This is a genomic window from Microbacterium album (assembly GCF_014643695.1).
GTDB classification, from domain to species: Bacteria; Actinomycetota; Actinomycetes; order Actinomycetales; family Microbacteriaceae; genus Microbacterium; species Microbacterium album.
In genome coordinates this window covers 390,040-416,855 of the sequence record NZ_BMJY01000001.1, presented here as the reverse complement: position 1 = coordinate 416,855, position 26,816 = coordinate 390,040, and the positions used below count along the sequence as shown (strand labels likewise).

25 protein-coding genes are annotated in these 26,816 nt (G+C 70.6%); 5 read left to right on the top strand and 20 right to left on the bottom strand.

Going from position 1 to position 26,816, the window contains the following annotated elements:
* A complete protein-coding gene (locus IEX37_RS02105; RefSeq protein ID WP_188754576.1) occupies nucleotides 1–975 on the bottom strand; it encodes an HlyD family efflux transporter periplasmic adaptor subunit in 975 nt (324 codons plus the stop codon).
* Between the two features lie 141 nt (nucleotides 976–1,116).
* A complete protein-coding gene (locus IEX37_RS02100; protein WP_188754575.1) occupies nucleotides 1,117–2,466 on the bottom strand; it encodes a replication-associated recombination protein A in 1,350 nt (449 codons plus the stop codon).
* A gap of 169 nt (nucleotides 2,467–2,635) precedes the next feature.
* On the opposite strand from IEX37_RS02100, the gene IEX37_RS02095 reads away from it, so the two are divergent.
* The 3 genes from IEX37_RS02095 to IEX37_RS02085 all read left to right on the top strand — a co-directional run bounded on the left by IEX37_RS02095 (nucleotide 2,636) and on the right by IEX37_RS02085 (nucleotide 5,159).
* Nucleotides 2,636–2,977 carry a dioxygenase gene (locus IEX37_RS02095; RefSeq protein ID WP_188754574.1) on the top strand — a complete coding sequence of 114 codons (342 nt, stop codon included), beginning with the start codon at nucleotides 2,636–2,638 and terminating at the stop codon, nucleotides 2,975–2,977.
* 115 nt (nucleotides 2,978–3,092) lie between these two features.
* Entirely contained in the window at nucleotides 3,093–4,520 is a 1,428-nt protein-coding gene (locus tag IEX37_RS02090; protein ID WP_373286238.1) for a DUF349 domain-containing protein, read from the top strand.
* A gap of 87 nt (nucleotides 4,521–4,607) precedes the next feature.
* The gene (locus IEX37_RS02085) at nucleotides 4,608–5,159 is read left to right on the top strand and encodes a hypothetical protein (RefSeq protein ID WP_188754573.1); all 552 of its coding nucleotides are present in this window, start codon (nucleotides 4,608–4,610) and stop codon (nucleotides 5,157–5,159) included.
* Here IEX37_RS02085 and IEX37_RS02080 read toward each other — a convergent pair.
* From IEX37_RS02080 to IEX37_RS02015, 14 genes are all read right to left on the bottom strand, one after another.
* Complete coding sequence (locus tag IEX37_RS02080) at nucleotides 5,146–7,392, bottom strand: RelA/SpoT family protein (RefSeq protein ID WP_188754572.1); 2,247 nt, start codon at nucleotides 7,390–7,392, stop codon at nucleotides 5,146–5,148. The genes IEX37_RS02085 and IEX37_RS02080 overlap by 14 nt on opposite strands.
* Nucleotides 7,393–7,456: 64 nt before the next feature.
* The gene (secF, locus tag IEX37_RS02075) at nucleotides 7,457–8,434 is read right to left on the bottom strand and encodes a protein translocase subunit SecF (RefSeq protein WP_188754571.1); all 978 of its coding nucleotides are present in this window, start codon (nucleotides 8,432–8,434) and stop codon (nucleotides 7,457–7,459) included.
* On the bottom strand, nucleotides 8,434–10,173 hold the full coding sequence (gene secD / locus IEX37_RS02070; RefSeq protein ID WP_188754570.1) for a protein translocase subunit SecD: 1,740 nt from the start codon (nucleotides 10,171–10,173) through the stop codon (nucleotides 8,434–8,436). The genes secF and secD overlap by 1 nt, the downstream gene beginning before the upstream one ends.
* Nucleotides 10,174–10,215: 42 nt before the next feature.
* A complete protein-coding gene (locus IEX37_RS02065) occupies nucleotides 10,216–10,644 on the bottom strand; it encodes a preprotein translocase subunit YajC (RefSeq protein ID WP_188754569.1) in 429 nt (142 codons plus the stop codon).
* A 90-nt stretch (nucleotides 10,645–10,734) separates the two neighbouring features.
* Complete coding sequence (gene ruvB / locus IEX37_RS02060) at nucleotides 10,735–11,769, bottom strand: Holliday junction branch migration DNA helicase RuvB (protein ID WP_188754568.1); 1,035 nt, start codon at nucleotides 11,767–11,769, stop codon at nucleotides 10,735–10,737.
* Complete coding sequence (gene ruvA, locus IEX37_RS02055; RefSeq protein WP_188754567.1) at nucleotides 11,762–12,394, bottom strand: Holliday junction branch migration protein RuvA; 633 nt, start codon at nucleotides 12,392–12,394, stop codon at nucleotides 11,762–11,764. The genes ruvB and ruvA overlap by 8 nt, the downstream gene beginning before the upstream one ends.
* Nucleotides 12,395–12,421: 27 nt before the next feature.
* Nucleotides 12,422–13,006, bottom strand: coding sequence for a crossover junction endodeoxyribonuclease RuvC (gene ruvC / locus IEX37_RS02050; RefSeq protein WP_229663008.1), 585 nt, complete (start codon nucleotides 13,004–13,006; stop codon nucleotides 12,422–12,424).
* A 75-nt stretch (nucleotides 13,007–13,081) separates the two neighbouring features.
* Nucleotides 13,082–14,131 (bottom strand): sugar phosphate isomerase/epimerase family protein, encoded by a 1,050-nt coding sequence (locus IEX37_RS02045; protein ID WP_188754566.1) that lies wholly within the window; start codon nucleotides 14,129–14,131, stop codon nucleotides 13,082–13,084.
* Entirely contained in the window at nucleotides 14,131–15,237 is a 1,107-nt protein-coding gene (locus tag IEX37_RS02040) for a Gfo/Idh/MocA family protein (protein WP_188754565.1), read from the bottom strand. Before IEX37_RS02040 ends, IEX37_RS02045 begins: the two co-directional genes overlap by 1 nt.
* A gap of 2 nt (nucleotides 15,238–15,239) precedes the next feature.
* A complete protein-coding gene (locus tag IEX37_RS02035) occupies nucleotides 15,240–16,217 on the bottom strand; it encodes an ABC transporter permease (protein WP_188754564.1) in 978 nt (325 codons plus the stop codon).
* Nucleotides 16,214–17,752 (bottom strand): sugar ABC transporter ATP-binding protein, encoded by a 1,539-nt coding sequence (locus tag IEX37_RS02030; RefSeq protein WP_229663007.1) that lies wholly within the window; start codon nucleotides 17,750–17,752, stop codon nucleotides 16,214–16,216. The genes IEX37_RS02035 and IEX37_RS02030 overlap by 4 nt, the downstream gene beginning before the upstream one ends.
* Nucleotides 17,733–18,914, bottom strand: coding sequence for a levoglucosan dehydrogenase (locus IEX37_RS02025; RefSeq protein WP_188754563.1), 1,182 nt, complete (start codon nucleotides 18,912–18,914; stop codon nucleotides 17,733–17,735). The genes IEX37_RS02030 and IEX37_RS02025 overlap by 20 nt, the downstream gene beginning before the upstream one ends.
* Before the next feature lie 64 nt (nucleotides 18,915–18,978).
* Entirely contained in the window at nucleotides 18,979–20,139 is a 1,161-nt protein-coding gene (locus IEX37_RS02020; RefSeq protein ID WP_188754562.1) for a substrate-binding domain-containing protein, read from the bottom strand.
* Between the two features lie 107 nt (nucleotides 20,140–20,246).
* Complete coding sequence (locus IEX37_RS02015) at nucleotides 20,247–21,071, bottom strand: sugar phosphate isomerase/epimerase family protein (protein WP_188754561.1); 825 nt, start codon at nucleotides 21,069–21,071, stop codon at nucleotides 20,247–20,249.
* A 192-nt stretch (nucleotides 21,072–21,263) separates the two neighbouring features.
* Here IEX37_RS02015 and IEX37_RS02010 point away from each other — a divergent pair, with 192 nt between their 5' ends.
* On the top strand, nucleotides 21,264–22,430 hold the full coding sequence (locus IEX37_RS02010) for an ROK family transcriptional regulator (protein ID WP_229663006.1): 1,167 nt from the start codon (nucleotides 21,264–21,266) through the stop codon (nucleotides 22,428–22,430).
* A 64-nt stretch (nucleotides 22,431–22,494) separates the two neighbouring features.
* Here the strand turns inward: IEX37_RS02010 and IEX37_RS02005 are convergent, their stop codons facing one another.
* Complete coding sequence (locus tag IEX37_RS02005; RefSeq protein WP_188754559.1) at nucleotides 22,495–23,256, bottom strand: YebC/PmpR family DNA-binding transcriptional regulator; 762 nt, start codon at nucleotides 23,254–23,256, stop codon at nucleotides 22,495–22,497.
* Nucleotides 23,257–23,381: 125 nt separating this feature from the next.
* Entirely contained in the window at nucleotides 23,382–24,317 is a 936-nt protein-coding gene (locus IEX37_RS02000) for a L,D-transpeptidase (RefSeq protein ID WP_188754558.1), read from the bottom strand.
* Nucleotides 24,318–24,389: 72 nt separating this feature from the next.
* Between IEX37_RS02000 and pdxY the strand changes: the two genes are divergently transcribed.
* A complete protein-coding gene (gene pdxY, locus IEX37_RS01995; RefSeq protein ID WP_188754557.1) occupies nucleotides 24,390–25,241 on the top strand; it encodes a pyridoxal kinase PdxY in 852 nt (283 codons plus the stop codon).
* Between the two features lie 12 nt (nucleotides 25,242–25,253).
* Here pdxY and pdxT read toward each other — a convergent pair whose 3' ends face one another.
* Both pdxT and pdxS read right to left on the bottom strand, forming a co-directional pair.
* Nucleotides 25,254–25,859, bottom strand: a complete 606-nt coding sequence (gene pdxT, locus IEX37_RS01990; protein ID WP_229663005.1) for a pyridoxal 5'-phosphate synthase glutaminase subunit PdxT — start codon at nucleotides 25,857–25,859, stop codon at nucleotides 25,254–25,256.
* Nucleotides 25,856–26,746, bottom strand: coding sequence for a pyridoxal 5'-phosphate synthase lyase subunit PdxS (gene pdxS, locus IEX37_RS01985; protein WP_188754556.1), 891 nt, complete (start codon nucleotides 26,744–26,746; stop codon nucleotides 25,856–25,858). The genes pdxT and pdxS overlap by 4 nt, the downstream gene beginning before the upstream one ends.
* Between the last annotated feature and the right edge of the window lie 70 nt (nucleotides 26,747–26,816).

The window sequence follows — 26,816 nt, the reverse complement described above, 5'->3', positions numbered from 1 at the left end:
TCAGCCCGCCGTCTCGCAGCCGAAGGCTCCGGGGTCCAGGAGGCAATCGACGTTCACGGCCGTGCCCGGCACGTACTCGAAGACCGTGTCCCCCTCGACGATCCCCTCGAGGATCTCCACGTTGACGCCGTCGTTCAGTCCGAGCGTCACGGGCCGCTCCTCCGGCTCTCCGTCGTCGCCCGGCGCGTACACGACGCCGGCGTCCGCCGCGCCCAGGACGGCGGTCACGGGCACCACCACGACGTCCTCCGCGAGGCCGCCGGCGATCGTCATCGTGGCGCTCAGCCCGGGGAACACCCGCACGTCCGGCGGCACCGCGCAACGCACGGTCGTCGTGGGCTGCGCCGCGTCCTGCCCCTCGGCCCCCGCCCCGGGAAGCGGCGTCTCCAGCGCCAGCCCGCCGCACGTGAAGGGCGCGGGCCCGCCCGCGATCGCCACGGTCGCCTCGGTCGGCTCGACGAGCAGACCGTAGCGGTCGGCCGGCGCGATCGTCCCCTGCACCCGGAACGTCGACGGGGCGACCGAGCCCACGGCGTCGCCGGCGGCGACCCGCTGGCCGCTCACCACGGCGAACGACGAGAGGGTGCCGTCGGCCGGCGACCGGATCTCGCTCCACACTCCGTACGCGTCGCCCGCGTCGTTGAGGATCTCCTCCCGGACGCTCGCGATGATGTCGCCCGTCGCGACCGCATCGCCGACCGCGAAGAAGACGTCCACGACGGTTCCGGGCGCGGTGACCTTCACCTCGGCGGCGGGGTCGTTCAGCACCGTCGCCGCGAGCTCGAGGTCATGACGGACCGTGTCGCGCCACGCGGCGATCAGCGGCTCGTCGAGCTCGCCGGTCGGCACGATACCGTCACCGGCGGACGCGCGGGCAGACTCGTCGAAGAACGCGATCTTCGCCAGCGCGACAGCGATCACGGCGAACACCGCGAGCCACGCGATGGGCAGGATCCAGCGCCGGAAGACGGTCATGGGCGGCCTCGCTTCGTCGGGGGACGGGTACTTCACACACCGTCGGCGGTGACGGGCCGCGCCGTCAAGGGCGCGAGACGGTATTCCGGACGTGTCGGCGCGAAAACCGGGGACATCCCCGAGCCTGCTGGGGGTCGCCCCTCACGAGTCCAGGATCCGCCGCAGGCGCTCCAGGCGTGCCGCGATCTCCCGTTCCGCGCCGTGGGACTTCGGTTCGTAGTATCGGCGCCCGCGCAGCTCGTCCGGGAGGTACTGCTGCGGCACGACCCCCAGATCGTGGTCGTGCGGGTACACGTAGCCCTTGCCGTGGCCGAGCCGCTTCGCACCGGCGTAGTGCGCGTCCCGGAGGTGAAGCGGGACGGGCCCCATGCGTCCGGCCTTGACGTCGGCGACGGCCGCGTTGATCGCGTTGTACGCGGCGTTGGACTTCGCCGCGGTCGCGAGGTACGCGGTGGCCTCCGCGAGGGGGATCCGGCCCTCCGGCATGCCGATGAACGCGACCGCGTCGGCGGCCGCGACGGCGATCTGAAGGGCCTGCGGATCGGCCAGGCCGATGTCCTCCGCCGCCGAGATCACGAGCCGCCGCGCGATGAAGCGGGGGTCCTCCCCCGCTTCGATCATGCGCGCGAGGTAGTGCATGGCGGCGTCGACGTCGGAGCCGCGGATCGACTTGATGAAGGCGCTGATGACGTCGTAGTGCTCATCGCCCTGACGGTCGTAGCGCAGCAGCGCGCGGTCGACGGCCTGCGCGACGTGATCCGCCGTGACGACGACGTCCTGCGGCGACTCGTCCGCCTGATCGTCCGCGTCGCCCTCGGATGCCGCGACGCCCGCGCTGGCCTCCAGCGCCGTGAGCGCTCGGCGCGCGTCGCCCGACGCCAGCCGGACCAGCGCCGCCCTCGCCTCCGGCGCGAGCGACACCGCGCCCGCGAGCCCCCGCGGGTCGGCGACGGCCCTGTCGATCAGCGCCCCCAGGTCCTCGTCCGTCAGCGGCCGCAGCGTGAGCAGCAGCGACCGCGACAGCAGCGGAGAGATCACCGAGAACGACGGGTTCTCGGTCGTGGCCGCGATGAGCAGCACCCACCCGTTCTCGACGCCGGGCAGCAGCGCATCCTGCTGGGCCTTGGTGAACCGGTGGATCTCGTCGAGGAACAGGATCGTCGACTGCCCGTACAGGTCGCGCTGGTTCAGGGCCTCCTGCATGACCTCGCGCACGTCCTTCACCCCCGCCGTGATGGCCGACAGCTCGACGAAGCGACGACCCGACGAGCGCGCGATCGCCTGGGCGAGCGTGGTCTTGCCGGTGCCCGGCGGACCCCACAGGATGACGGAGACCGTGCCGGGTGCCTGCGCGTCGGGATCCGCCAGGGCGACGATGGGCGATCCCGGCCGCAGGAGGTGCGCCTGGCCCGCGACCTCGTCGAGCGAGGTGGGCCGCATGCGCACAGCGAGCGGCGTCTGGCCGCGGAAGAGAGCACCGGCGGAGTTCATCAGGGACACCCTAGGCCAGGCCTCCCCCATCGACGCCGGTGGAGCCGCCGCGGCTGACGCGGACACGCCCGCGAGCGATTTCGATTGGGCCGTCCCGATGCGTAGGCTCGGTGCCGCCGAGAGCATCCGGCTGCCCTCGGGGCGCCGATCGTCGAGAGGAACATGAGCCATGGCCGCAGGAGGCAAGGCCTCTGCGAAGGAGCGCGCGGCACGCGCCGAGCGCGAGCGAGCCCGTCTGTACGCCGCACGCGTGGAGCTGAACGCAGCGCAGAGCCGCCGGCGTCGGCGTGACAACGTCGTCGCCGTCTCGGTCGCCGCCGCGCTGGTGGCCGCGGCCATCGGAGGGCAGGCGCTGTTCTACACCGTGGGGCCGGGTGCGCCCGAGCCGGTGCCGTCGCCCGCGGCCACGACGCCCGCGGACGCGCCGGAGCCGACAGAACCCGCACCGGACGCGAGCCCCAAGCCCGAGCCGAGCGACGCGCCGGCTCCCGAGGACACGCCGGCGGGCTGACGCCCCTCACAGAGGCACCCGCACGGCGATGTGCGGCGCATCCGCCGAGGGCGGGACATGCCATAGGCTGGGGCCGTCCTGTCCCCTCCCGCGATGACCGCGCAAGGAGCCTCCCGTGACGACCCCCGATCACACCCCCGCAGACGAGACGCGCGCCGCAGGCGCGCCGGTCGAGGAAGCCACGCCGGCGCCCGTGCCTCAGAGCGCGGTGGCAGACGCAGCGCCGACGCCCGCGCCCCAGGCCGAGGTCGAGGCCGACGCGGCCGTTTCGCCCGCGCCCCAGGCCGAGGTCGAGGCCCCGTCCGGTCCGATCGTCGCCGAGACCGAGTGGGGCCGGGTCGACGCCGGCGGGGCGGTGTCGGTGCGCGAAGGCGAGCAGTGGCGCGTCGTCGGCGAGTACCCGGACGGCTCCCCCGAGGAGGCGCTGGCCTACTACCGGCGCAAGTACGACGACCTCGCGCTGCGCGTGCGCACGCTCGAGCAGCGGCATCTCCGAGGCGGCGCGTCCGCCTCGGACCTGCGCGGACAGGCCCGCCGGTTGAAGGACGAGGTCACGGGCGCCGCCGCGGTCGGTGACCTGGTGGGACTGGCCGACCGGCTCGACGCCCTCACGGGGACGCTCGCCGAGGCCAGCGCCGAGGAGGCCGCGGCGCAGCGCGCCGCCGTCGACGAGGCGATCGCGCACCGCACGTCGATCGTCGAACGCGTCGAGGAGCTCGCCGCGCGGGACCCGCGCAGCGTGCAGTGGAAGCAGGCGATGGCCGACCTCAACGCCGCGTTCGAGGAGTGGCAGCAGCACCAGCAGACCGGGCCGCGTCTGCCGAAGTCCACGGCCCAGGCGCTGTGGAAGCGGTTCCGGGATGCGCGCGGCACGGTCGAGCGCCACCGCCGGGCGTTCTTCGCGGAGCTCGACGAAGCGCACAAGACCGCCCGGGACCTCAAGACCCGGATCGTCGAGCGCGCCGAAGCGCTCGCGCCGCGCGGCGAGGACGGCATCCCCGCGTATCGCGCGCTGCTCGACGAGTGGAAGGCGGCGGGACGCGCCGGTCGCAAGGCCGACGATGCGCTGTGGGCACGCTTCAAGGCGGCGGGCGACGCGCTGTACTCCGCGCGCGCCGAGCGCGACGCGGCCGAACAGGCCGAATCCGCGCCGCGCATCGAGGCTCGCAAGGCGCTGCTCGAGGAGGCGAAGGCCGTCGCCGAGACGGCCGACCTGACGAAGGCCCGCCAGCTGCTCACGAGCATCCAGCGCCGCTGGGACGAGGTGGGCCGGATCTTCCCGCGCGACACCGAGCGCGCGCTCGACGATCAGCTGCGGAAGATCGAGCAGGACCTCCGCGCCCGCGAGGACGTCGACTGGAAGCGCAACAACCCGGAGACCAAGGCGCGCGCCAACGAGGCGACGCGGCAGCTTCAGGAGGCGATCGACCGCCTCGAGAAGGAGCTGGCCGACGCGCAGGCCAAGGGGGACGCGAAGGGCGAGGCCGAGGCGCGCGAGGCCCTCGAGGCGCGGCGCTCCTGGCTCAGCGCGATCGGCGGCTGACGCGGGGTCCGGCGTGCTCCGCCGGGATCATCCACACCTCAGGCCTCGCGCGGTGCGGCGCCTTCCCCCGTGGGGCACACTGCTGGCATGGCGATCGTCCGCTTCGGTCACGAACCCCTCTCGCCCGCTGAGCTGTCCGCGGCGTGCCTGGACGGCGAGCTCGTCGCGCTCGGAGAGGGCTACGCGCCCAGCGACGCGCTGAGCACGCCGTGGGTCCGCGCGGCGTCGCTGCGCCCGCTGCTGCGCGACGGTCTCGTCGGCATCGGGCTCACGGCGGCCTGGGTGCACGGGGGCGTCGGCGAGCCGCCCGCGGTGCACCGCGTGCAGCGCCTCGCGGGCAGGCATCTGTCGCGCCCCGTGCAGAGCCGCGTCCGCTACCGCGACACGCCTCTCGCAGTCTCAGATGCGGCGCTCCTGGCCGGTGTGCGCATCGCGACGCTCGTGCGCACGCTCGTCGACCTGGCGCGAGAGAGCGACGAGCCCGCCTCCGCCTCCGCCGCGCGCCGCCTCGCGAGCCCGGTGACCCTGCGCGACGCCCACGCCTGGCTCGACGCGCACCCGCGCATGCCCGGCTCGCGCGCGGCCCGGTGCTTCCTTCGCGAGCTCGCCGAACACGCAGCCGGCGCTAGGACGACGTGACGCGATAGACGTCGTAGACCGCCTCGATGCGTCGCACGGCGTTGAGCACGCGGTCGAGATGCACCGAGTCGCCCATCTCGAACACGAAGCGGCTGAGGGCGAGGCGGTCGTTGGTCGTGGAGACCGTCGCCGAGAGGATGTTGACGTGGTGCTCGGTCAGCACGCGGGTGACGTCCGACAGCAGGCCCGAGCGGTCGAGCGCCTCGACCTGGATCTGCACCAGGAACACGCTCTTCTTGGTCGGGGCCCAGGTGACGTCGATGATGCGCGCCGGATCGTCCTTGAGGGCCTTGACATTGGTGCAGTCTGCGCGGTGCACCGAGACCCCGCTGCCGCGGGTGACGAAGCCGAGGATCTCGTCGCCGGGCACGGGAGTGCAGCACTTGGCGAGCTTGACGAGGATGTCGTCGGCGCCGCGCACGAGGATGCCGGAGTCGCCGCCGCGCGGCGCGCGCTGGGTGACCGTCGGAGGCAGCTCCAGCTGACCGGTCGTCGGCTCCTCGTTCGTGTGGATGAGCGCGGTGACCTTCTCCAGCACGGACTGGCTGGAGACGTGGCCCTCTCCCACGGCCGCGTACAGCGCCGACAGGTCCTCGTAGTGCATGAGGTCTGCGACCTCCTGCAGCGGCTCCTTGAGGCGCTGCGGCGTCAGGTGCTGCCGCCGCATGGCGCGCGCGATGGCCTCCTTGCCCTGTTCGATCGCCTCGTCTCGGCGCTCCTTCGTGAACCAGCCCCGGATCTTGTTGCGCGCGCGCGTGCTCTTGACGAACGTCAGCCAGTCCTGGCTCGGACTCGCGTCCGGGTTCTTCGACGTGAACACCTCGACGACGTCGCCCGAGCTCAGGGTCGACTCCAGCGGCACGAGGCGCCCGTTGACCTTGGCGCCCATCGTCCGATGGCCGATCTCGGTGTGCACGGCGTACGCGAAGTCCACGGGCGTCGCTCCCGCGGGCAGCCCGATCACGCGCCCCTTGGGCGTGAAGACGTACACCTCCTTGGCGCCGATCTCGAAGCGCAGCGAGTCGAGGAACTCGCCCGGGTCCTTCGTCTCCGCCTCCCAGTCGGAGATCCGGGCGAGCCAGGCCATGTCGGTGTCGAGAGCCTTCTGATCCGACGCCTTTCCGCCCGCCATCCGCTCCTTGTACTTCCAGTGGGCGGCGACGCCGAACTCCGCCTGCTGGTGCATCTCCTGCGTGCGGATCTGGATCTCGACGGTGCGGCCGCCCGGCCCGATGACGGTCGTGTGCAGCGACCGGTACAGGTTGAACTTCGGCGTCGCGATGTAGTCCTTGAACCGGCCGGGCAAGGGACGCCAGCGCGCGTGGATCGAGCCGAGCACCGCGTAGCAGTCGCGCACGGTCCCGACGATCACGCGGATGCCGATGAGGTCGTAGATGTCGTCGAACTCGCGGCCCCGCACGACCATCTTCTGGTACACGGAGTACAGCTGCTTGGGCCGCCCGACGACCGTGCCCCGGATGCGGAGCTCGTGCAGGTCGCGGCTGACGTCGTCGATGACGCGCTGCACGTACTGCTCGCGCTGCGGAGTGCGCTGCTTCACGAGACTGTCGATCTCGTTGAAGATCTTGGGGTGCAGCACCGCGAACGACAGGTCCTCGAGCTCGGACTTGATGGTCTGGATCCCGAGGCGGTGCGCCAGCGGCGCATAGATCTCAAGCGTCTCGGTCGCCTTCTTCTTCGCCTTCTCGGGCGGCACGAAGCCCCACGTGCGCGCGTTGTGAAGCCGGTCGGCGAGCTTGATGACGAGGACCCGGATGTCCTTCGACATGGCCACGATCATCTTGCGGACCGTCTCGGCCTGCGCGCTCTCTCCGTACTTGACCTTGTCGAGCTTCGTGACGCCGTCGACCAGGAGCGCGACCTCGTCGCCGAACTCGGCCTGGAGGTCAGTCAGCGCGTAGCCCGTGTCCTCGACCGTGTCGTGCAGGAGCGCCGCCGCGATGGCCCGGGGTCCGAGCCCCAGTTCGGCGAGGATCTGCGCGACCGCCAGGGGGTGGGTGATGTACGGCTCGCCGCTGCGACGCTTCTGGCCGCGATGCTTCTCGTCCGCGACCGCGTAGGCGCGCTCGATGATCGCCATGTCGCCGCGCGGATGGTTCGCGCGCACGGTCGTGATCAGCCGTGTGAGGTCGGCGTGTCGGGCCGCGCGCGAGAAGATGCGCGGCACGAGACGACGCAGGCTCGGTGCCTGCGACGTGACGGAATCCGCCATGCTGCGCCTCCTCCCGCCGAGTGCGGACGCGGATTGCATCATCCTACGCCCGCGGGGCGGACCTTCAGACGCCCGCACGCGCCGCGCGAACCCTCTCGTCGGCCTGCTGGATCGCGGGCTCGCGCTCGCGCAGCAGCGAGTACAGGGGCGCGGCGACGAACAGCGTGGAGTACGTCGCCACCACGATGCCGACGAAGATCGACAGCGAGATGTCCGACAGCGTCTCCGCGCCCAGCCACAGCGAGCCGATGAAGAGGATCGCCGCCACCGGCAACGCCGCCACGACCGACGTGTTGATCGAGCGCACCAGAGTCTGGTTGACCGCGAGGTTCACGGACTCGCCGAAGGTGCGCACGGCGCCCTCGCCGTCGTCGGTCGTGTTCTCCCTGATCTTGTCGAACACGACCGTCGTGTCGTACAGGGAGTACGCCAGGATGGTCAGGAATCCGATCACCGCCGCGGGCGAGATCTCGAAGCCGGCCAGCGAGTAGATCCCGATCGTGATGATCAGCACGTCCACGAGGCCGACGATCGCCGCCGCGGACATCTTCCACGTGCGGAAGTAGATCGCCAGGATCAGGAACGTCAGGGCGAGGAAGATCCCCAGGCCCCAGAGTGACTGACGCGTCACGTCGGCGCCCCAGCTGGGACCGATGAACGACGTGGTCACCTCGTCCGGGGCGACCTCGTACGCCTCCGCCAGCGCGCGGGCGACGTCGCTCGTCTCGGCCGTCGTGAGCTGCGACGTCTGTACCCGGATGTCGGAGCCACCGATCGTGGTGACCTTGCTGGTGGTCCCGGCAACCGTCTCGTTGACGGTCTCGGTTGCGATCGACTGGTCCGTCGATGCGGGGGCCGAGACGAGGAACTGCGAACCGCCCGTGAACTCGACGGAGAACTCGACGCCGCGGATGAACGGCGCGAGCGCGGAGGCGATCACGAGCACGATCGCGAGGATGAACCACCGCCGACGGCGCTGGACGAACGGGAAGGACGTCTTGCCGGTGTAGAGGTCGTTGCCGAGCTCGGTCATGGAGCGCATCAGACGTTCTCCTCCTTGGCGGCGCCGCTCTTGCCCGCGGCTTGCGATGCGGCCAGTTCCGCCTGTTTGCGTTCCGCGATCGTCTGTCGGCGTTCCGCCTCGCCGCGGGAGCGCTTCACGCGCGTGCCGGTGGTCACGGGGGTCCGGAAGCGGGCGCGGCCCCGGTAGACGGCCCCGAGCGCCTCGGGATTCAGCCCGGACAGGGGGTGCCCTTCGCCGAAGAAGCGTGTGCGGACCAGGATCTGCATGACGGGATGCGTGAACATCACGAAGATGAGGATGTCCAGCACGGTCGTGAGCCCGAGCGTGAACGCGAAGCCCTTCACGGTCGCGTCGGCCAGGATGTACAGCACGACCGCGGCCAGGACGTTGATCGACTTGGAGATGTAGATCGTGCGCTTGGCGCGCGCCCATCCGTCCTCGACCGCGACCGTGACCGGTTTGCCGTCGCGGAGCTCGTCGCGGATGCGTTCGAAGTACACGATGAACGAGTCCGCCGTGAAGCCGATCGTCACGATCAGGCCGGCGACGCCCGCGAGCGAGAGCCGGTAGCCCAGGCGCCACGACAGCAGACACAGCAGGATGTAGGTCAGCACGCCCATCACGACCAGGGACGCGATGATCACGAAGCCCAGGGAGCGGTAGCTGATGAGCACGACGAACAGGGCGACGAGGATCAGGCCGATGATGCCGGCCACCAGGCCGCTCTGGAGCTGCTGTGAGCCCAGCGTGGCCGAGATCGTGTCGGAGCTGACGACCTCGAAGCTGAGCGGCAGGGCGCCGAACTTCAGCTGGTCCGCGAGGGTCTTCGCGGTCGTCTCCGTGATCCCGCCACCCGAGATGCTGGGGCGGCCGTTCGTGATGACGGCGTCCATCGAGGGCGCGGAGATCACCGAGCCGTCGAGCACGAAGGCGAACTGGTTCAGCGGCGGCTGCTGACCGTACAGGCGCTGGCTGATCTCCCCGAACGTGCGCGCACCGGCGTCGTCGAAGTTGATCTGCACCTCCCAGCGGCCGTTCTGGGCGTTCATGCCGCTCGTGGCGTCGCTGATCGATGAGCCGTCCATCTCGACCGGACCGAGGATGTACTTCGCGGCGCCCTGCGCGTCGCAGGTGATAAGCGGCTGACCGGCGGGAGCCGACGATGCGTCGTTCGACGGGTCCGCACAGTCGTACGCGAGGAACTCCGCGAACAGGTAGTCGCTGACCCAGTTGGGGTCGGAACCGTGGGACGGCTCGACCTCGGGCGTCGCGTTCAGCGACGGGTCGGGCGACGGATAGGGCGTCTCGGCGCCGTCCTCCCCCACGAAGGTGTTCGTGGGGCCGGACGCGTAGATGACCGCACGCAGCTCGAGCTGCGCGCTCTGCTCGATGCGCGCTCGGGTCTCGTCGTCGGCCGTTCCCGGGATCTGCACGACGATGTTGCGGTTGCCCTGCGTCGCCACGTCAGCCTCGCCGACGCCCGAGGCGTCGACGCGCTGGCGGATGATCGCCACCGCCTGGTTGAGCTGCTCGGCGGAGGGATCGGCGCCCTCGGTCTGCGCCTCGAGGACGATCTGGGTGCCGCCCTGGAGGTCGAGGGCGAGCTCGGGCACCCATGTGCCTCCCTGCTCGGGGACCCACCCCTCCCCCTTGAAGACGTGAACTCCGAGGGCATTGACCCCGAAGAGGACGGCGGTGATGACCAGCAGGCCGGTAAGGACGCGCCACGCACGGCGCACGGGTGTGGGAGTCGCCACGGGGGTCAGCTTTCTCCAGCGATTCGGACGGAGGCGGAGAGGTCAGTCCTTCTTGTCGTCACCGGAACGCGCATCGGTGTCGGGGCCTTCCGCGGACGGCGGCTCGAGTCCCGCGTCCGCGCGGTCCTCCTCACGTGCATCTGGAGCGGCCTCGTCGAGCTCCTCCTCCGGCGTCTCCTCGTCGGCGACCGGCGCGCTCTCCTCGGGGGCGAGGTCCACGGCCTGCGTGTGGAGCTCGACGATCACGCCGGGGGCGATCTCGACCTCGGCCGGCTTGGAGAGATCCTCCTTGTCGAACGAGACGAGCGTGCCGAACATCCCCGAACGCGTCATGATGCGCGCACCCGGCACCATGAGCTCGGCCTTGCGCTCCTGCTCCTCCCGCATCTTCTGCTGACGGCGCCGCGAGCTGACGAACATGAAGATCAGCAGCGCGATCAGGACGACGATGAGCAGAAGATCCATAGGCATGGGGCGGGAACAGCCTTTCGCGGGGGCGCACGCGCCGTCTCGACGCTGCAGGTGGGGATTTCGGGGCGCGGGCGCCCAGACCTTCAGCGATTATAGGTCATCCAGGTGAAGCGCCCCGTCCGGGTGCGCGATGCCCAGGTGCGCGTAGGCCTCCGGTGTCGCGACCCGCCCCCGCGGCGTGCGTCCCATGTACCCGATCCTCACGAGATAGGGCTCGACCACGCTCTCGACGGTGTCGGATTCCTCCCCCACGGCGACCGCGAGCGTGGACAGCCCGACCGGGCCGCCCCGGAAGCGACGGACGAGCGCGTCGAGCACGGCGCGGTCCAACCGGTCGAGGCCGATCTCGTCGACGTCGTAGAGCTCGAGCGCCGCGCGCACGTCCGCGAGCGCGGCCTCGCCGCCGCCCGACTTAACGAGCGCCCAGTCCCGCACGCGGCGCAGCAGCCTGTTCGCGATGCGGGGCGTGCCGCGCGAGCGGCGCGCGATCTCCGCGCGCTGCGCCTCCCCCAGCCGCACACCCAGCTTGTCGGCGGAGCGGGCGATCACGCGCTCGAGCTCCTCGGGCTCGTAGTACTCGAGGTGTGCGGTGAAGCCGAAGCGGTCCCGCAGCGGGTTCGGCAGCAGGCCCGAGCGCGTCGTCGCGCCGACCAGCGTGAACGGTGCCAGGTCGAGCGGAATGCTCGTGGCGCCGGCGCCCTTGCCCACCATGATGTCGATGCGGAAGTCCTCCATGGCGAGGTAGAGCATCTCCTCGGCCGAGCGCGCCATCCGGTGGATCTCGTCGATGAACAGCACCTCGCCGGGCGTGAGGCTCGACAGGAGCGCGGCGAGATCGCCCGCGTGCTGGATCGCGGGGCCGCTGGACATGCGCAGCGGCCGTTCGCTCTCGTGCGCCACGATCATGGCGAGGGTCGTCTTGCCGAGCCCGGGCGGCCCCGCCAGCAGGATGTGGTCGGCGGGCCGCTGCTGGATGCGGGCGGCGTCGAGCAGCAGCTGCAGCTGACCCCGGACCTTCTGCTGCCCGACGAACTCGGCCAGCGAGCCCGGGCGCAGGGCGCCCTCGATCGCGAGCTCGGAGTCGTCGAGCGCGTCGGGCGATGTCACATCGCGGTCGTCAGCCACGCGTCGCTCCCTGCCCGGCGGGGCCGAGCAGCGCGAGCGTCAACCGCAGCAGCGCCTGCACGGACGCGCGATCCGCCTCGGACGCGGCTTCCGCCGCCCGCGCCACGGCGTCGCCCGCCACGCGCTCCGGCCAGCCCAGCCCGGCCACCGCCTGCACGACGCGCGCCGTGATGTCGGCCGCGAGCGGCGCGGCCGGCTCCGCGGCCGCGGGCGGCGCCAGCTTGCCCTGCAGCTGCACGACGATGAGCTTGGCGGTCTTGGGACCGATCCCGGACACGCGCCGGAACGGCTTGTCGTCGTCCTCCGCCACCGCCGCGGCGATCTGATCCACGGTGAGGGCCGACAGCACGCCCAGCGCCGACTTCGGCCCGACACCCGAGACGGTCAGCATCGTGCCGAACACCTCCAGCTCGTCCCGCGACGCGAACCCGAACAGCGACAGCGCGTCCTCGCGGACGATGAGGGTGGTGTGCAGCGCGAGCTCTTCCCCCACGCGGGCGGTGCGTGCGACGTCGGGCGGCACCGCCACGGAGAAGCCGACTCCCCCGACCTCGACGACGACGCTGTCGGCGCCGCCCGCGGACGAGGCGACATGCAGCACCGTGCCGCGCAGGGAGGAGATCATGCGGCCAGCCTACGCACCGCTTCGCACCTATGTTCGAGCGACACGCGTGCGCCGCGAGCGCGACTCGGCCTCCGCCCAGGCGCGCTGCGCGGGGGTGAGCGCGGCCTCGCCCGTGTGCGCCTGCGCCGAGGAACCGCCGCGCCAGGCGTGGCACAGCGCGAGCGCGAGCGCGTCGGCCGCGTCGGCGGGCTGCGGCAGCGCATCGAGGCGAAGCACGCGCGCGACCATCGCCTGGACCTGCCGCTTGTCGGCCGAGCCGTACCCGGTCACGGCCGCCTTGACCTCGCTCGGCGTGTGCGTCGCGGCGGGGATCCCCCGCTCGGCGGCGAGGAACAGCGCGACCCCGCTCGCCTGGGCCGTGCCCGTGACCGAGTGCAGGTTGTGCTGCGCGAACACGCGCTCGACCGCGACCACGTCCGGCCTGTGCGCGTCGAGGACCTCCCGGATGCCCCGAGCGATCGCCGCGAGGCGCTCGGCGACGGGCGCGTCGGCGGACGACCGCACGACTCCCACGTGGACGAGCGAGGCGCTCCGGTCGCGCGCGACCTCGACGACACCCACCCCGCACCGGGTCAGGCCGGGGTCGATGCCGAGCACGCGCAGGGAGGACACCGTCTCAGCGTAGGCGGCGTCGTCCCGGCGGGCGTCGGGACGCGCGGCGGTTGACCGGTCGCGGACGGGTGTGACTCACTGATTCGAGAAGGCTGCGTCGAACGAAGCCTCAGGCCGGCGCCACAGCAGCGACCGGATCACTCCCAGCGCCTCGGGGGCGCCGTGGAGACGGTCCATGCCGGCGTCCTCCCACTCCACGGAGATCGGCCCCTCGTAACCCACCGCGTCCAGGGCTCGGAACGCGTCTTCCCACGGCACGTTCCCGTGCCCCACCGAGACGAAGTCCCATCCTCGCCGGGGGTCGCCCCAGGGCAGGTGCGAGCCCAGCACGCCCGATCGGCCGTTGCTCGGTCGCAGACGCGTGTCCTTGCAGTCGACGTGGTAGATGCGGTCCTGGAAGTCCCAGATGAAGCCGACCGGGTCGATGTTCTGCCACATCATGTGGCTGGGGTCCCAGTTGAACCCGAAGGCCGAGCGGCGTTCGACTGCCTCGAGTGCCCGCACGCTCGACCAGTAGTCGTACGCGATCTCTCCGGGGTGCACCTCGTGCGCGAAGCGCACGCCCTCGTCGTCGAACACATCGAGGATCGGATTCCATCGCGCAGCGAAGTCGTCGAACCCCGCCTCGATGGCGCTCGCGGGGACGGGCGGGAACATCGCGACGTACTGCCAGATGGAGCTCCCGGTGAAGCCGACCACCGTGTCGACGCCGAGCTTACGGGCGACGCGAGCTGCGCGCTTCATGTCCTCCGCCGCGCGGGTGCGCACCCCCTCGTCGTCCCCGTCCGCCCAGATGTACGGCCGCAGGATCGCCTCGTGGCGAAAGTCGATGGGCGCGTCGCACACTGCCTGGCCCGCGAGGTGGTTCGAGATCGCATATACCGACAGACCGTGACGATCCAGGATCTCGCGGCGCTCAGCCAGGTACGCGGGATCCTCCTCCGCGCGCTGCAGGTCGAGGTGATCACCCGAGCAGGCGATCTCCAGACCGTCGTATCCCCAATCGGACGCGAGCCGCGCGACCTCCGCAAACGGAAGATCTGCCCACTGCCCGGTGAAGAGCGTCACGGGGCGCGTGCCCGGCGCCTGCGCGGCGCGCCCCGCCTGTTTCGTGTCGTCGTCCATCACAGCCTCCCAACTGGTTCCGTAGCGCCGACCTGCACCCAGCTGGCGCTGTCCGCGGATGAGACCACTGCCTCTGTGAGCGCGGCGGCCCGCACGCCGTCCGCGAACGTCGGCATCCCCTCGATCGGCTGACCGCGCACGGCCGAGTGGACCTCCGACATGAACAGCGTGAAGCAGTCCTGATATCCCTGAGGATGACCCGAGGGCACCGTCACGTACGGGGCGACCGCACTCGCCGCGCGCGTGGTCTCGGCGCCCTTCGGTGTCACGGACACGTCCTCGATCGACCCCACCCAGAGCCGATCCGGGTTCTCCTGGTCGAACGAGTACGAGAACCGCTCACCGTCGAGGGAGAGCCAGAGACGGTTCTTGCGGCCCGGACTCGCCTGCGAGATGACCACGCTCCCCGTGGCTCCGCGGTCCGTCTCGAACAGCATGGTGACACCGTCCTCCGAGGCGACCGGCACCTCCGCTCCCTCGGCGAGGCGAGACTCGTGCAGCTGCGAGCTTATCGCCGAAAGTCGGCTGATCCGGTGCCCCGTCGTGAACTCCAGTAGGTCACACCAGTGCACACCGATGTCGGCGAACGCGCGCGATTCGCCCTCGTCGATGCGCCAGTTGAACGAATGACGTGCCGCGAGCCAGTCCTGGAGGTAGTGGCCGTGCGCGAGCCAGATCCTCTCTCCCGCCTCGCCGATCCTGGCCCTGGCCTCACGGACCACCGGGTAGTACCGGTACACGAACGGAACCGCGTGCACCACACCCGCCGCTTCCGCCGCCGTCAGCAACGTGCGCGCCTCCGCTGCGCTCAATGCGAGCGGCTTCTCGCACACGACGTGCTTCCCCGCGGCGATCGCGGCTGCAGCCAGCTCGACGTGCTGTGCGTTCGGTGTGCACACGTGCACGACGTCCACGTCCGGGTGCGCGATGAGTTCCGCCGGCGTGAGCGCCAGCTCGACCCCCGCAGCCTCAGCCGCCGCGGCGGTGCGTCCTGGGTCGCGACCGGCGTACGCGGTGACGACGCCTCCCGCCGCGCGTACCGCACGGGTGTGGACGGTGCCCATGAATCCGGTGCCGATGATGCCGCTGCGGATCGGCTTGCGCACACTCACTTCTTCCTCGAGAGGGCCACGGCCGCGATGATGATCCCGCCGCGCACGACCTGCTGCTGCGCCACGTCCAGACCCGCCAGGATGAGTCCGTTGTTCACCAGGCCCATGAACAGCGAGCCGAAGAGCGTGCCGATGATCGCGCCACGGCCGCCGAAAAGGCTCGTGCCGCCGAGGATCACTGCCGCGATGACGGTGAGCTCATCGCCCTGGCCCCACTGGAACCGGCCCGATTCGAGGCGCCCCGCGTAGAGCATGCCCGCGAGGGCGGCCACGACACCGGAGGTCAGGAGAACGGTGAACTTGATCCGCGCCGTGCGGATACCCGTGTAAGCGGCCGCCGTGGGGTTTCCGCCAGTGGCGAGCACCTGCCGGCCGTAGCGGGTCCGGTTCATCACGACCCAACCGACGCCGACCGCCAGCACCGTCCAGACGAGCAGTCCGGGCACGGGACCGAAGTCACCGCCGCCGAAGATCAGCACGTAGGTCGGGTCCGTGATGGGCTGCGGCGCGGACCCCGTGATCCACTGCGCGAGTCCCGCCGCGAGGCCGAGCATGCCCAGCGTTACGAGGAAGGACGGGATCTTCAGCAGCGCGACGAGCGCGCCGTTGATCGCGCCGATGACGGCACCGGCCAGCAGGCCCGCGAGGATCCCGGGGAGGAGGCCCATGTGCGAGATCGTGATCGCCGTCACGACGGAGGCCAGCCCGGCGACGGAACCGACGCTGAGGTCGATCTCAGCGTTGGCGATCACGAACGTCATGGCGACGGCCATCACCGAGATCGTCGCAGTCTGCCGCACGATGTTCAGCAGGTTGTTCGAGGACAGGAAGCCTGCGTCCCCGAGCATGACCGCAAACAGGATGAAGACGAGCACAAAGGCGACGTAGATGATGTTGCTGCGCCAGTCCATGCGCGATGCGATGCGCTGGACGAGCGATGGCGACGGCGATGCCGTCGTGGCCTGGCTGCTCATGCGGCCTCTCCCTGGATGACGAGTTGCAAGTGCTCTTCGCTCGTGATCGCGGAGCGATCGAGCACACGGTGGGTGCGGCCCTCCCGCAGGACCACGACGCGGTCCGCGACCGCGAGGAGCTCGGGCAACTCCGACGAGATGAACAGGACCGCGTTCCCCTGCGAGGCGAACTCCCGCACCATCTCGAGGATCTCGGTCTTGGTGCCGATGTCGACGCCCGCGGTCGGCTCGTCCATGATCAGCAACTGCGGGTCGGTGTTGATCCACTTCGCGACGACGACCTTCTGCTGGTTGCCACCCGACAGGAGGTTCACCGGGGCATAGGGGTCCGAGGCCTTGATCGCGTACTGGCTCACGAGCCGCTCGGTCAGTTCCCTGGTCCTGCGCACGCTGACGAGGGGACCGCGACGGACGCGATCGAGAACCGGCAGCACGAGGTTGTCCGAGACGGAGTGCTCGAGCACCAGCCCCTGCTCCCGACGGTCCTCGGGGATGAGCGCGACCCCCGCCCGCTGCGCCTCGCGCGCATGGCGGAAGACGACCGGTCGTCCCGCCAGACGCAGTGTGCCGCGCGTAGCGCGGTCGAGCCCGCTCACGACGCGGGCGAACTCGGTCCGCCCGCTGCCCATGAGCCCCGCGAGCCCGACGATCTCTCCCGCCCGCACGCTCAGGTCAACGCCCCGGAGCACGTTCTCGCTCGCGACGCCGTCCGCCTCGAGCACCACCGGCGCATCAGTGTCCCTGACCCTGTCGCGGTAGACCAGGTCGCTCGCCAGGCGACGCCCAATGATGGCTTCGATGATCTCGGCCGACGTGAGCGAGTCGACGGCGTCGCTCAGTACGACCCGGCCATCCCTGAGCACCGTGATGCGGTCCGCGATGCGGCGGATCTCGTCCATCCGGTGGGAGATGTAGACGATCGCGATCCCTTGCGCCTTCAAGCGTTCGATCAGCGCGAACAGGTTCTCCACCTCGTGCTTGGCGAGGCTCGCGGTCGGCTCGTCCATCACCAGGACCTTGGCGTCCTTGACCACGGCCTTCGCGATCTCCACGAGCTGCCAGTACGCCGTGCCGAGGTCGCCCACGACCGCGCCCGGGTCGACGGAGACGCCCAGCTGCTGGAAGATGCGCCGCGACTCTTCCTGCGCTGCGCGGTCGTCCACCAGTCCGAGGCGGCCGCGCTTCTCCCGGTTCAGGAAGATGTTCTGCGCCACGGTCATCGACGGGATCAGGCTGAACTCCTGGAAGACCATGCCGATCCCGGCGCGCTCGGCATCGCTCGTGTCGCGGATCTCAACGGGCTCACCGCGGACCTCGATGGTGCCGGATGTGATCGGGTACACGCCCTGGAGGATCTTCATGAGCGTGGACTTGCCCGCCCCGTTCTCGCCCGCGAGCGCGTGGACTTCGCCCGCGTGGATCTCGAGATCGACGGATTTCAGCACCTTGACGGGCCCGAAGTCCTTGACGACCTCACGCATGCGCACGGCGGGCACCGCCGCACCGCCCGGCACGTCAGCCGCCGGCGCGCTCATGGAGCGGGACCTGAACCCACTGACCGATCTGGCCGGACTCCAGGATCGCCTCGTCGACGAGCGCGGTCTGGTAGCCGTCAGCGAAGTCGGGGCGGACGGAACCGCCCTCGGCGATCGCCTTGACGAACTCGTACGCCTCGATGATCTTCGTCTCTCCGTACCCGATGCCGAGAGCCGGGATCGGCCAGAGGTGCTCTCCGTACGGCGTGTTGGGACCGGTGTAGACCGTGCGGAAGCCGCGGCGGTCGGCAGGGTCGTTCTTGAACGCGACCTGAAGCTCGTCGCGGTTCTCGTAGTTGAAGAAGATGCTGCCCTCGGTCCCGTGGATCTCGAAGGTGATGAAGTTGTTGCGACCCCAGGCGTTGCGCGTCGCCTCGATGGAGCCCACGGCGCCGTCCCGGAACTTCACCAGCGTCATGGCCTCGTCGTCCACGTCGACAGCTCCGCGCGGACCGTCCGACTTGGTCGCGGCCCCGAGCGCGTCGAAGCCGCTCGCCTGGAGCGGACGCTCGTGGATGAACGTCGACACGACCGAGTTCACCTCGGCGATCTCACCGACGAGGTAGCGTGCGAGGTCCACGACGTGCGATCCGATATCGCCCACGGCGCCCGAACCCGCGATCTTCTTCTGGAAACGCCAGCTCAGTGGTGAGTCGGGGTCGGCGCTCCAGTCCTGGAGGTAGGTGCCGCGGAAGTTGAGGATCGTGCCGATCGCGCCCTCGTCGATGTACTTCTTGGCGAGCGCTACCGCAGGCGTCCTGCGGTAGTTGAACGCCACGGCGCTGACGACGCCGGCGCGCTCGACGGCGTCGAGCATGCGCTTGGCGTCGCCGGCGTTGGGGGCGAGGGGCTTTTCGCAGATGATGTGCTTGCCCGCCTCGGCCGCGGCGATCGCGATGTCGGCATGCAGATGGTTCGGCGTGGCGATGTCGACCACGTCGATGTCCGGATCATTCACGACGTCCTGCCAGGAGGTTGCATGCCTCTCCCAGCCGTAGCGGTCGGCCGCGGTGGCGGCGAGCTCTTCGGTGACGTCCACCAGCACCTTGCGCACCGGACGAGCGGGGGCCGGCCAGAAGTACATGGGCAGCGCCGCATAGGCAAGGGAGTGGGCCTTGCCCATGAACCCGCCGCCGATGAGCGCGATGTTGAGGTCCTGCATGCTTGATCTCCGTTTGATCGAGGGCTGGCGGCGGGGGGCGGCCGAGGCCGCCCCCCGCTCGGGGTCAATCGACGTATGCGTCCCGCACCGCGGCCGGCGGCTCGGCGTGGTAGACCTGCTCCCAGGCTTCGAGCACGTTGTCGTGGTCGACGGGGAGCGAGCTCAGCGCCACGTACGGGGGTACCTCGACGCCGAGGATGCTCAGAGCCGCGAGATTCGCCTCCGCCACACCCTGGTCATAGGGCAGCTGGGCCCCCAGGCCCACGATCATCTGCTGCCGGGCGAGCGCGATGGCCACATTGGTGCCGAGGTCCTCGGTCGCGATCTTGATGTCCGTGCGGCCGGTCTCGCGCGCGGCCGCCATCACGCCCTCTGCAGGCACGTCCCAGACCGCCCAGATGCCGTCGAGGTCCGGGTTCCGCGTCAGCATCGCGTTCGCCACACCCTGGGCGTCGCCAGCGAAGTCGGGGCCGGCGATTCCCTGCTCCTGGACGATCTCGATGTCGGGGAACTCCTCCGTGATCGTCGACTTGAATCCGTCGTAGCGCTGCTGGGTGACGAAGAAGTCGGCCTCGTGGTAGATCACGCCGATCTTGCCCTGACCGCCCAGCGAGCGGGCCAGCAGATAGGCGGAGGTCACGCCGTTTCCGTAGTTGTCAGCCGAGACCATGGAGACATAGTCCTCGCCGGCGACGAAGCCGTCGGGCACGTTGTCCATGAACACGAGCTTCACGCCCTGCTCGCTGGCGCGGCGGTAGGCGCTGGCCGTCGCGACCGGGTCGGTCGGGATCGACACGATGATGTCCGGGTTCTGCGCAAGCACGGTCTCGATGTCGGAGACCTGCTTGGCCGGATCGAAGTTCGCGTCGGTCGTGGCGATGACCTCGATCCCGAGACGCTCGAACTGCGCGTTGAGGCCGGCGATCTGCGCGTTGGCCCAGTCATTGCCCCCGTAGTGCATCACGATTGCCGCCCGCAGTCCGAGAGCCGCGACTTCTTCCGCCTGCTCGTCGGTGACCTCGGCGGCGGAAGCGGGCGCCGGCTCCTCGCCGTTGGGGCCCTTGCTCAACACCTGCCCGGTGATCTCCTCGAGGGCGGCGTTGATCTCCTCCGCGACCTCGGGGTCGACCTCGCCGGCGGACGTACCGCCCGCGGGGCTGCATGCCGCGAGTGCGAGCATGGCCCCAACCGCGGCGATCGCCGCGAAAGAACCTCTCAGTTTCATGTTCCTCACATGCTCCTTTGCCGTGTGTCCGACCGCGGAGGCGGACCGGATGGTGGGCGCTGTCTGCGACGGCGCCCGTGGTTCGGTGGACGCGAGCGCCGGCCGTCTCAGCCGGCGAGCCCGCGGCTCCGCAGGTACTCGAGACTGCGTGCGGCGGCGTCGTCGAGATCGCCCGTGTATCCGTCCAGCTCCACGGTGATCCAGTCGTCGTACCCCGCGCGGACGACCGCCTCGACGACCGCGTCCAGCTCCATGTCGCCGGCGCCGAGCGGCATGAACGCTGCGTCAACGAGCCTCACGTCCTTCATGTGGACGTACGCGAGCCTGTCGGCGTAACGGTCGATCAGCGCCGCGGCGTCGGTGCCCGCTGCGGCCAGGTGGGCGACGTCAGCGCACAGGGCGATACCCGAGCGACTGAACAGCGCGTCGACTTGCTCGCCCGTCTCGGCCAGGCTGCCGAGGTGCGGGTGATAGCTCGGCACGAGACCCGCGCCGCGTGCTCGGTCGGCGACCCGGTCGAGCAGCTCTGCCATGACGTCGAAGTCCTCGTCCCGCCGGCCGTCGTGGCGAATCGCCCCGCCGCCGATGACGAAGTGCCGCGCGCCGGCCTCCGCGGCCAGCGCAATGCTGCGCTCGAAGCGCGCGTACTCGTCCGCGTGCGCGTCGCGGTAGATGAAGTGGCCGCCGGAGTAGACGCCTGCGAGCTCGAGCCCGGTGTTGTGCAGCGCCTGGCGGAACGGAGCAAGATCGCCCTCGAACGGCAGCAGGTTCCCGTCGAACAGTTCCACGCCGGTGTATCCGGCGCGCGCGATCGCGGCCATGCCCTCTTCTACGGAGCCGGGCGTCACATAGTGGCCGGCGAAGATGCTCGTCACCGCACCCGGTGTTCCCACCACGCCACCCCAGGCGTTCGCCTCGTATGCGATCCTCATCCGCCCCTACCTCCTCGTAGCACCCGTCAGGGGTCGTCCTCACCGCGTCGACGTTCTCGCCGTCCCGGCTCGCTCACCGTATCCCTTTTGACTTTGATAAGTCAAATGACTCGCATCGTTAAGTCGGAAGTGCGAGCAGTCGAGGTATTCTCATCGATGGATCGACCCACACGACGCCCAAAGGAGGACGCAGTGCAGACCAATACCCGCGGCGCCGGCGATCTGTTCCAGCTGCTGCGCGACGGCCGTGCCAGGACGCGCGGAGAGCTCATGGAGGAGACCGGGCTCGCGCGCACAACCGTCGTCGGACGGATCGCGGCCCTCATCGAACTGGGGCTCGTCTCCCCTGCCGGCATCGGCGCGTCCTCGGGCGGGCGTCCCCCGGCTACGCTCGCGTTCAACCCGGCATGCCGGCTGGTGATCGGGGTGGATCTTGGGGCGACGCACGGCGGCGTCGGGATCACAGACCTCAACGGTGCCGTGCTCGCACGGCGACAGGAGCCCCTCGACATTTCGGACGGACCGCAGCCCGTACTCGACTGGGCGCTGGACACCGCAGAGCAATTGCTGGCAGACATCGGTCGCGATCCCGAGGACCTGCTCGGGATCGGCGTCGGCGTCCCGGGGCCCGTGGAGCACTCGTCGGGGCGCCCGATCCGTCCGCCGATCATGCCGGGGTGGGACGGGTTCGACATCCCGGAGTATGTGCGGCGGCGATTCTCAGTGAGCGTGCTCGTCGACAACGACGTGAACATCCTCGCGCTCGGAGAGCGGGCCACGACCTGGCCGAATGTCGATGACCTCCTGTTCATCAAGGTGTCTACCGGCATCGGCGCCGGGATCATCTCCGGCGGTGTGCTGCAGCGGGGCGCACAGGGCGCCGCGGGCGACATCGGTCATGTCCAGGTGCCGCACGGGCGCGACGAGGACGACCTCGAGGCCACCGCCAGCGCTCCCGCCCTGGCCGCCCAACTCAGCAGAGCCATCGGAGATCGCATCGCACCCCGGGACGTGGTGGACCGGATCCGCGTCGGAGACCCGGCGGCGATCTCTGCAGCGCGCGAGGCGGGTCGCGCGATCGGCGAGGTCACCGCGATCTGTGTGAGCATGCTCAATCCCTCGACGGTCGTGATCGGCGGACGGCTCGGCGTGCTCGTGCAGGAGATCATCGCGGGAATCCGCGAGGTCGTCTACCGGCGCGCGATCCCGCTCGCCACGCAGCATCTGAACATCGTGCCGGCGCAAGGCGGGGTCGACGCGGGCATTCGCGGAGCCGCGCTCATGGTGATCGAGGACCGCCTGGCGCCCGACACGATCGACGCCATGCTGGACGGTGCGAGCACCCGGGGCGCTCGCTGACCCGTGGCCCGCTCAGCGAGCCGCAGCGCGCGGCTCCGTCGTGCGCGCGGCCCGCAGTGGGGGTTCAGTCCTCGTCGCTCTCCAGCTCGGCCTGGACCTCGGGGCTCAGGTCGAGGTTGGTGAAGACGTTCTGGACGTCGTCGCTGTCCTCGAGCGCGTCGATCAGGCGGAACACCTTGCGCGCGGTCTCCGCGTCGACGGGCACCTTGACGCCGGCCACGAACTCCGCGTCCGCGGACTCGTACTCGATGCCCGCCTCCTGCAGCGCGGTGCGGACGGCCACGAGGTCGCTCGCCTCCGTGATGATCTCGTAGCCGGAGGGGTGCGGCTCGACCTCGAGCGCGCCCGCCTCGAGCGCCGCGAGCATGACGTCGTCCTCAGTCGTGCCCTCGCTCGAGGCGACGATGACGCCCTTGCGCTCGAAGTTGAACGACACGCTGCCGGGGTCTGCCATGTTGCCACCGTTGCGGGTCACAGCGGTACGGACCTCCGCTGCGGCACGGTTCTTGTTGTCGGTCAGACACTCGATGAGCATCGCGACGCCGCCGGGCGCGTAGCACTCGTACATGATCGTGGTGTAGTCGACCGACTCTCCGCCGATGCCTGCGCCGCGCTTGATGGCGCGCTCGATGTTGTCCTTGGGCACCGAGGTCTTCTTCGCCTTGAGCACCGCGTCGAAGAGCGTGGGGTTGCCGGCCTGATCCGGGCCGCCCAGCTTCGCGGCCACCTCGATGTTCTTGATCAGCTTCGCCCATGACTTGGCGCGCCTGGCGTCGATGACGGCCTTCTTGTGCTTGGTCGTCGCCCACTTGGAATGCCCGGACATAACTCTCCCGCTCTGTCGTGGTCCCGCGCCTGCTCGGCGACGAGGCCGCACACCATTCTAGGAGACGGCACCGGGAGGACACCGACGTGCCGGCGCAGGGCGCCCACGACCGCCGCGACGGCCGGTCAGGCGCGGATGTACACGGGCGTGCCCCGGGGCAGCTCGCTCAGGCGCGTGGCCGCCTCCCCGGAGAGCCGGATGCACCCGTTCGAGATCGCGCCGGTGCGCGCGTCGTGGTAGTGGAATCCCGTGACGGCGACGGACTGCCCGTCGAAGCCCGCGAGCGTCGGCGACTGCACGGACAGATAGACGATCGGGTACCCGCGCGTGTACGCGAACTCCTCCACCACATCGGTGAACATGATGAAGGACCGCCCCAGGGGCGTGGGGGTGGCCTCGGTCCCCCACGCGAAATCGTCGGCGACGAGCTCCTCCGTGCTGCCGGATCCGTCCTCCGTGACGATCCGCACCGTGCGCTCCGCGATGCTCACCTCCACGCGGTGAGGGTTGGGTGACAGGGTCACGTCGGCGGTGCGCATCCAGCCCGAGACCTGGGCGGGGTCACCCTGGCCGGGAACTCCTTGGCGCCCCACGAGCAGCACGCGCACCCAGTGCTCCTGGCGCTCGATCACGGGCACCACGGTGCCGTCGAACCGCTGCGCGTGCGGCAGGTGCGCGATCGGCTCCCCGCGCGGGTCGGCGAACACCGGAGCCCCCTGCTCGCGGGGCTGCGCGACCAGAGCCTCGGTGGGAGCGAACGGATCGTCGTCGAGGGGTAGCTGCGGGTTCACGGCGAACACATCCACGACGGGCAGCGCGCCGAGGTCGTACTGCTCGCGGTTCTCGGGGTGAGCGGTCGGCGTGGGCGTCGGGGTGGGAGTCGGCGTCGGCGCGGGAGGAGTGACCACGGGCGCGGCAACGGGCGGCGTCTGCGCCTGGGGCGGCGATGCCCACTCGTCCCATGTCAGCACGGCGACGACCAGTGCGGCCACGCAGGCGAGCGCGGCGAGGGCGAGGACGGCGGGCCGCCCTCCGCGACGTTCGCCGGCGCGCGCGTGCATGCGTCCATTTCACCACGAGACACGGTTCGCCACGAGCGCGCTCCCGGCCGCGACCGGTGGGAGGATCGGAGGATGAAGATCCTCTCGATCCAGTCGGCGGTCGCCTATGGTCACGTCGGCAACTCGGCGGCGGTGTTCCCCCTGCAGCGCATCGGCGTCGAGGTCCTGCCGGTGTACACGGTGAACTTCTCCAACCACACGGGCTACGGCGCCTGGCGCGGACCGCTCATCTCGCCCGAGGACGTGCGAGAAGTGATCACCGGAATCGAGGAGCGCGGCGTCTTCCCCGCCATCGACGTGGTGCTGTCCGGCTACCAGGGCGGCGAGGGCATCGCCGACGTCGTCGTGGACGCCGTCGCCCGTGTGAAGGCCGCCAACCCGGACGCCATCTACGCGTGCGATCCCGTCATGGGCAACGCCAGGTCGGGCTGCTTCGTCGCGCCCGCCATCCCCGACCTGCTGCGGGACAGGGTCGTCCCCGTCGCGGACATCATCACGCCCAACCAGTTCGAGCTGGGGTACCTCACCGACACCGCGCCCGACACGCTCGAGTCGACGCTCGCTTCCGTGGATCTCGCGCGGGAAATGGGTCCGCGCACGATCCTCGTCACGAGCGTCGAGCGGCCCGACCGCGAAGAGGGCACGATCGAGATGCTCGCGGCCGACGATCGGGGCGCGTGGATCGTCACGACGCCCCACCTCCCCTTCAAGGCGAACGGGTCGGGCGACGTCACCGCGGCGCTCTTCACGGCGCACTACCGGGCGACCGGTTCGGCGAGCGATGCTCTCGCCCGCACGGCGTCGAGCGTGTTCGGCCTGCTGGAGCAGACCCTCGCCTCGGGCGAGCGCGAGCTGCAGCTCGTCGAGGCGCAGGAGCACTACGCGCACCCCCGCATGGAGTTCGAAGTCCGACAGGTGCGCTGAGCCCGGGCGGGATCAGGCGGCCGCCACCTTCTCCAGGAAGCGCCGGTGGAACCGGGTCTCCCCCGTGAGCTCGGGGTGGAAGGCCGTCGCCAGCAGCGGGCCCTGTTCGACGGCGACGACCGTGCCGTCGTCCAGCGCGGCGAGAGGGGCGACGCCGGCACCGCACTCCACGACGGCGGGCGCCCGGATGAAGGCCGCGCGCACGGGCGGATCGCCCAGGGCGGCCACGCGCAGGTCCGTCTCGAAGGACTCGGTCTGCGCGCCGAACGCGTTGCGCCGCACCGTGACGTCGAGCCCGCCGAAGGTCTCCTGGCCCGCGATGCCGTCCGCGAGGCGATCGGCCAGCAGGATCAGCCCGGCGCACGTCCCGTACACCGGCATGCCGGCCGAGATCGCGTCCCGGGCGGGGCCCCGGAGACCGAACGCGCGCGAGAGCTTGTCGATGACGGTCGACTCCCCGCCGGGCAGCACGAGGCCGTCGACCGCGGCGAGCTGGTCCGGTCGGCGCACCAGGACGACCTCGGCGCCCAGTGCGCCGAGTATGCGCACGTGCTCGCGCACGTCCCCCTGCAGCGCGAGCACGCCGACCCGGACGGCCGCGCCGGGCCCGTCGCTCACCAGCCGCGTTCCGCGAGGCGGTGCGGCGCGGGCAGGTCGGCGACGTTGATCCCGACCATCGCGTCCCCCAGACCTCGCGACACGTCGGCGACCGCCTTCGGATCGTCGTGGAACGCGGTCGCCTTGACGATCGCCGCGGCGCGCTTCGCCGGGTCTCCCGACTTGAAGATGCCCGATCCCACGAACACGCCGTCGGCGCCGAGCTGCATCATCATCGCGGCGTCGGCTGGCGTGGCCACGCCCCCTGCGGTGAACAGCACGACGGGCAGCGTGCCCGTCTCGGCGACCTCCGCCACCAGCTCGAACGGCGCCTGCAGCTCCTTGGCCGCGACGTACAGCTCGTCCCGGGTCATCGCGCGGAGCGCGCGGATCTCGCCCGTGATCGCCCGGATGTGCCGGGTCGCCTCCGACACATCGCCCGTGCCGGCCTCGCCCTTGGAGCGGATCATGGCTGCACCCTCGGTGATCCGTCGCAGCGCCTCGCCCAGGTTCGTCGCGCCGCACACGAACGGCACCGTGAACCGCCACTTGTCGATGTGGTTCGCGTAATCGGCAGGCGAGAGCACCTCCGACTCATCGACGTAGTCCACCCCGAGCTCCTGCAGCACCTGCGCCTCGACGAAGTGGCCGATGCGGGCCTTCGCCATCACCGGGATCGACACGGCGGCGATGATCTCGTCGATGAGATCCGGATCGCTCATGCGCGCCACGCCGCCCTGCGCCCGGATGTCGGCGGGCACGCGTTCGAGCGCCATGACGGCGACCGCGCCCGCGTCCTCAGCGATGCGCGCCTGCTCGGCGGTCACGACGTCCATGATCACACCGCCCTTCAGCATCTCGGCGAGCCCGCGCTTGACGCGGGCGGTGCCCGTGAGGGATGTGCTCACGTGGATCTCCGTTCGTGGACGCCGGATACTGTCCGGACGCGGAAAGCTATTGGTCTATGCCAAACGCTAG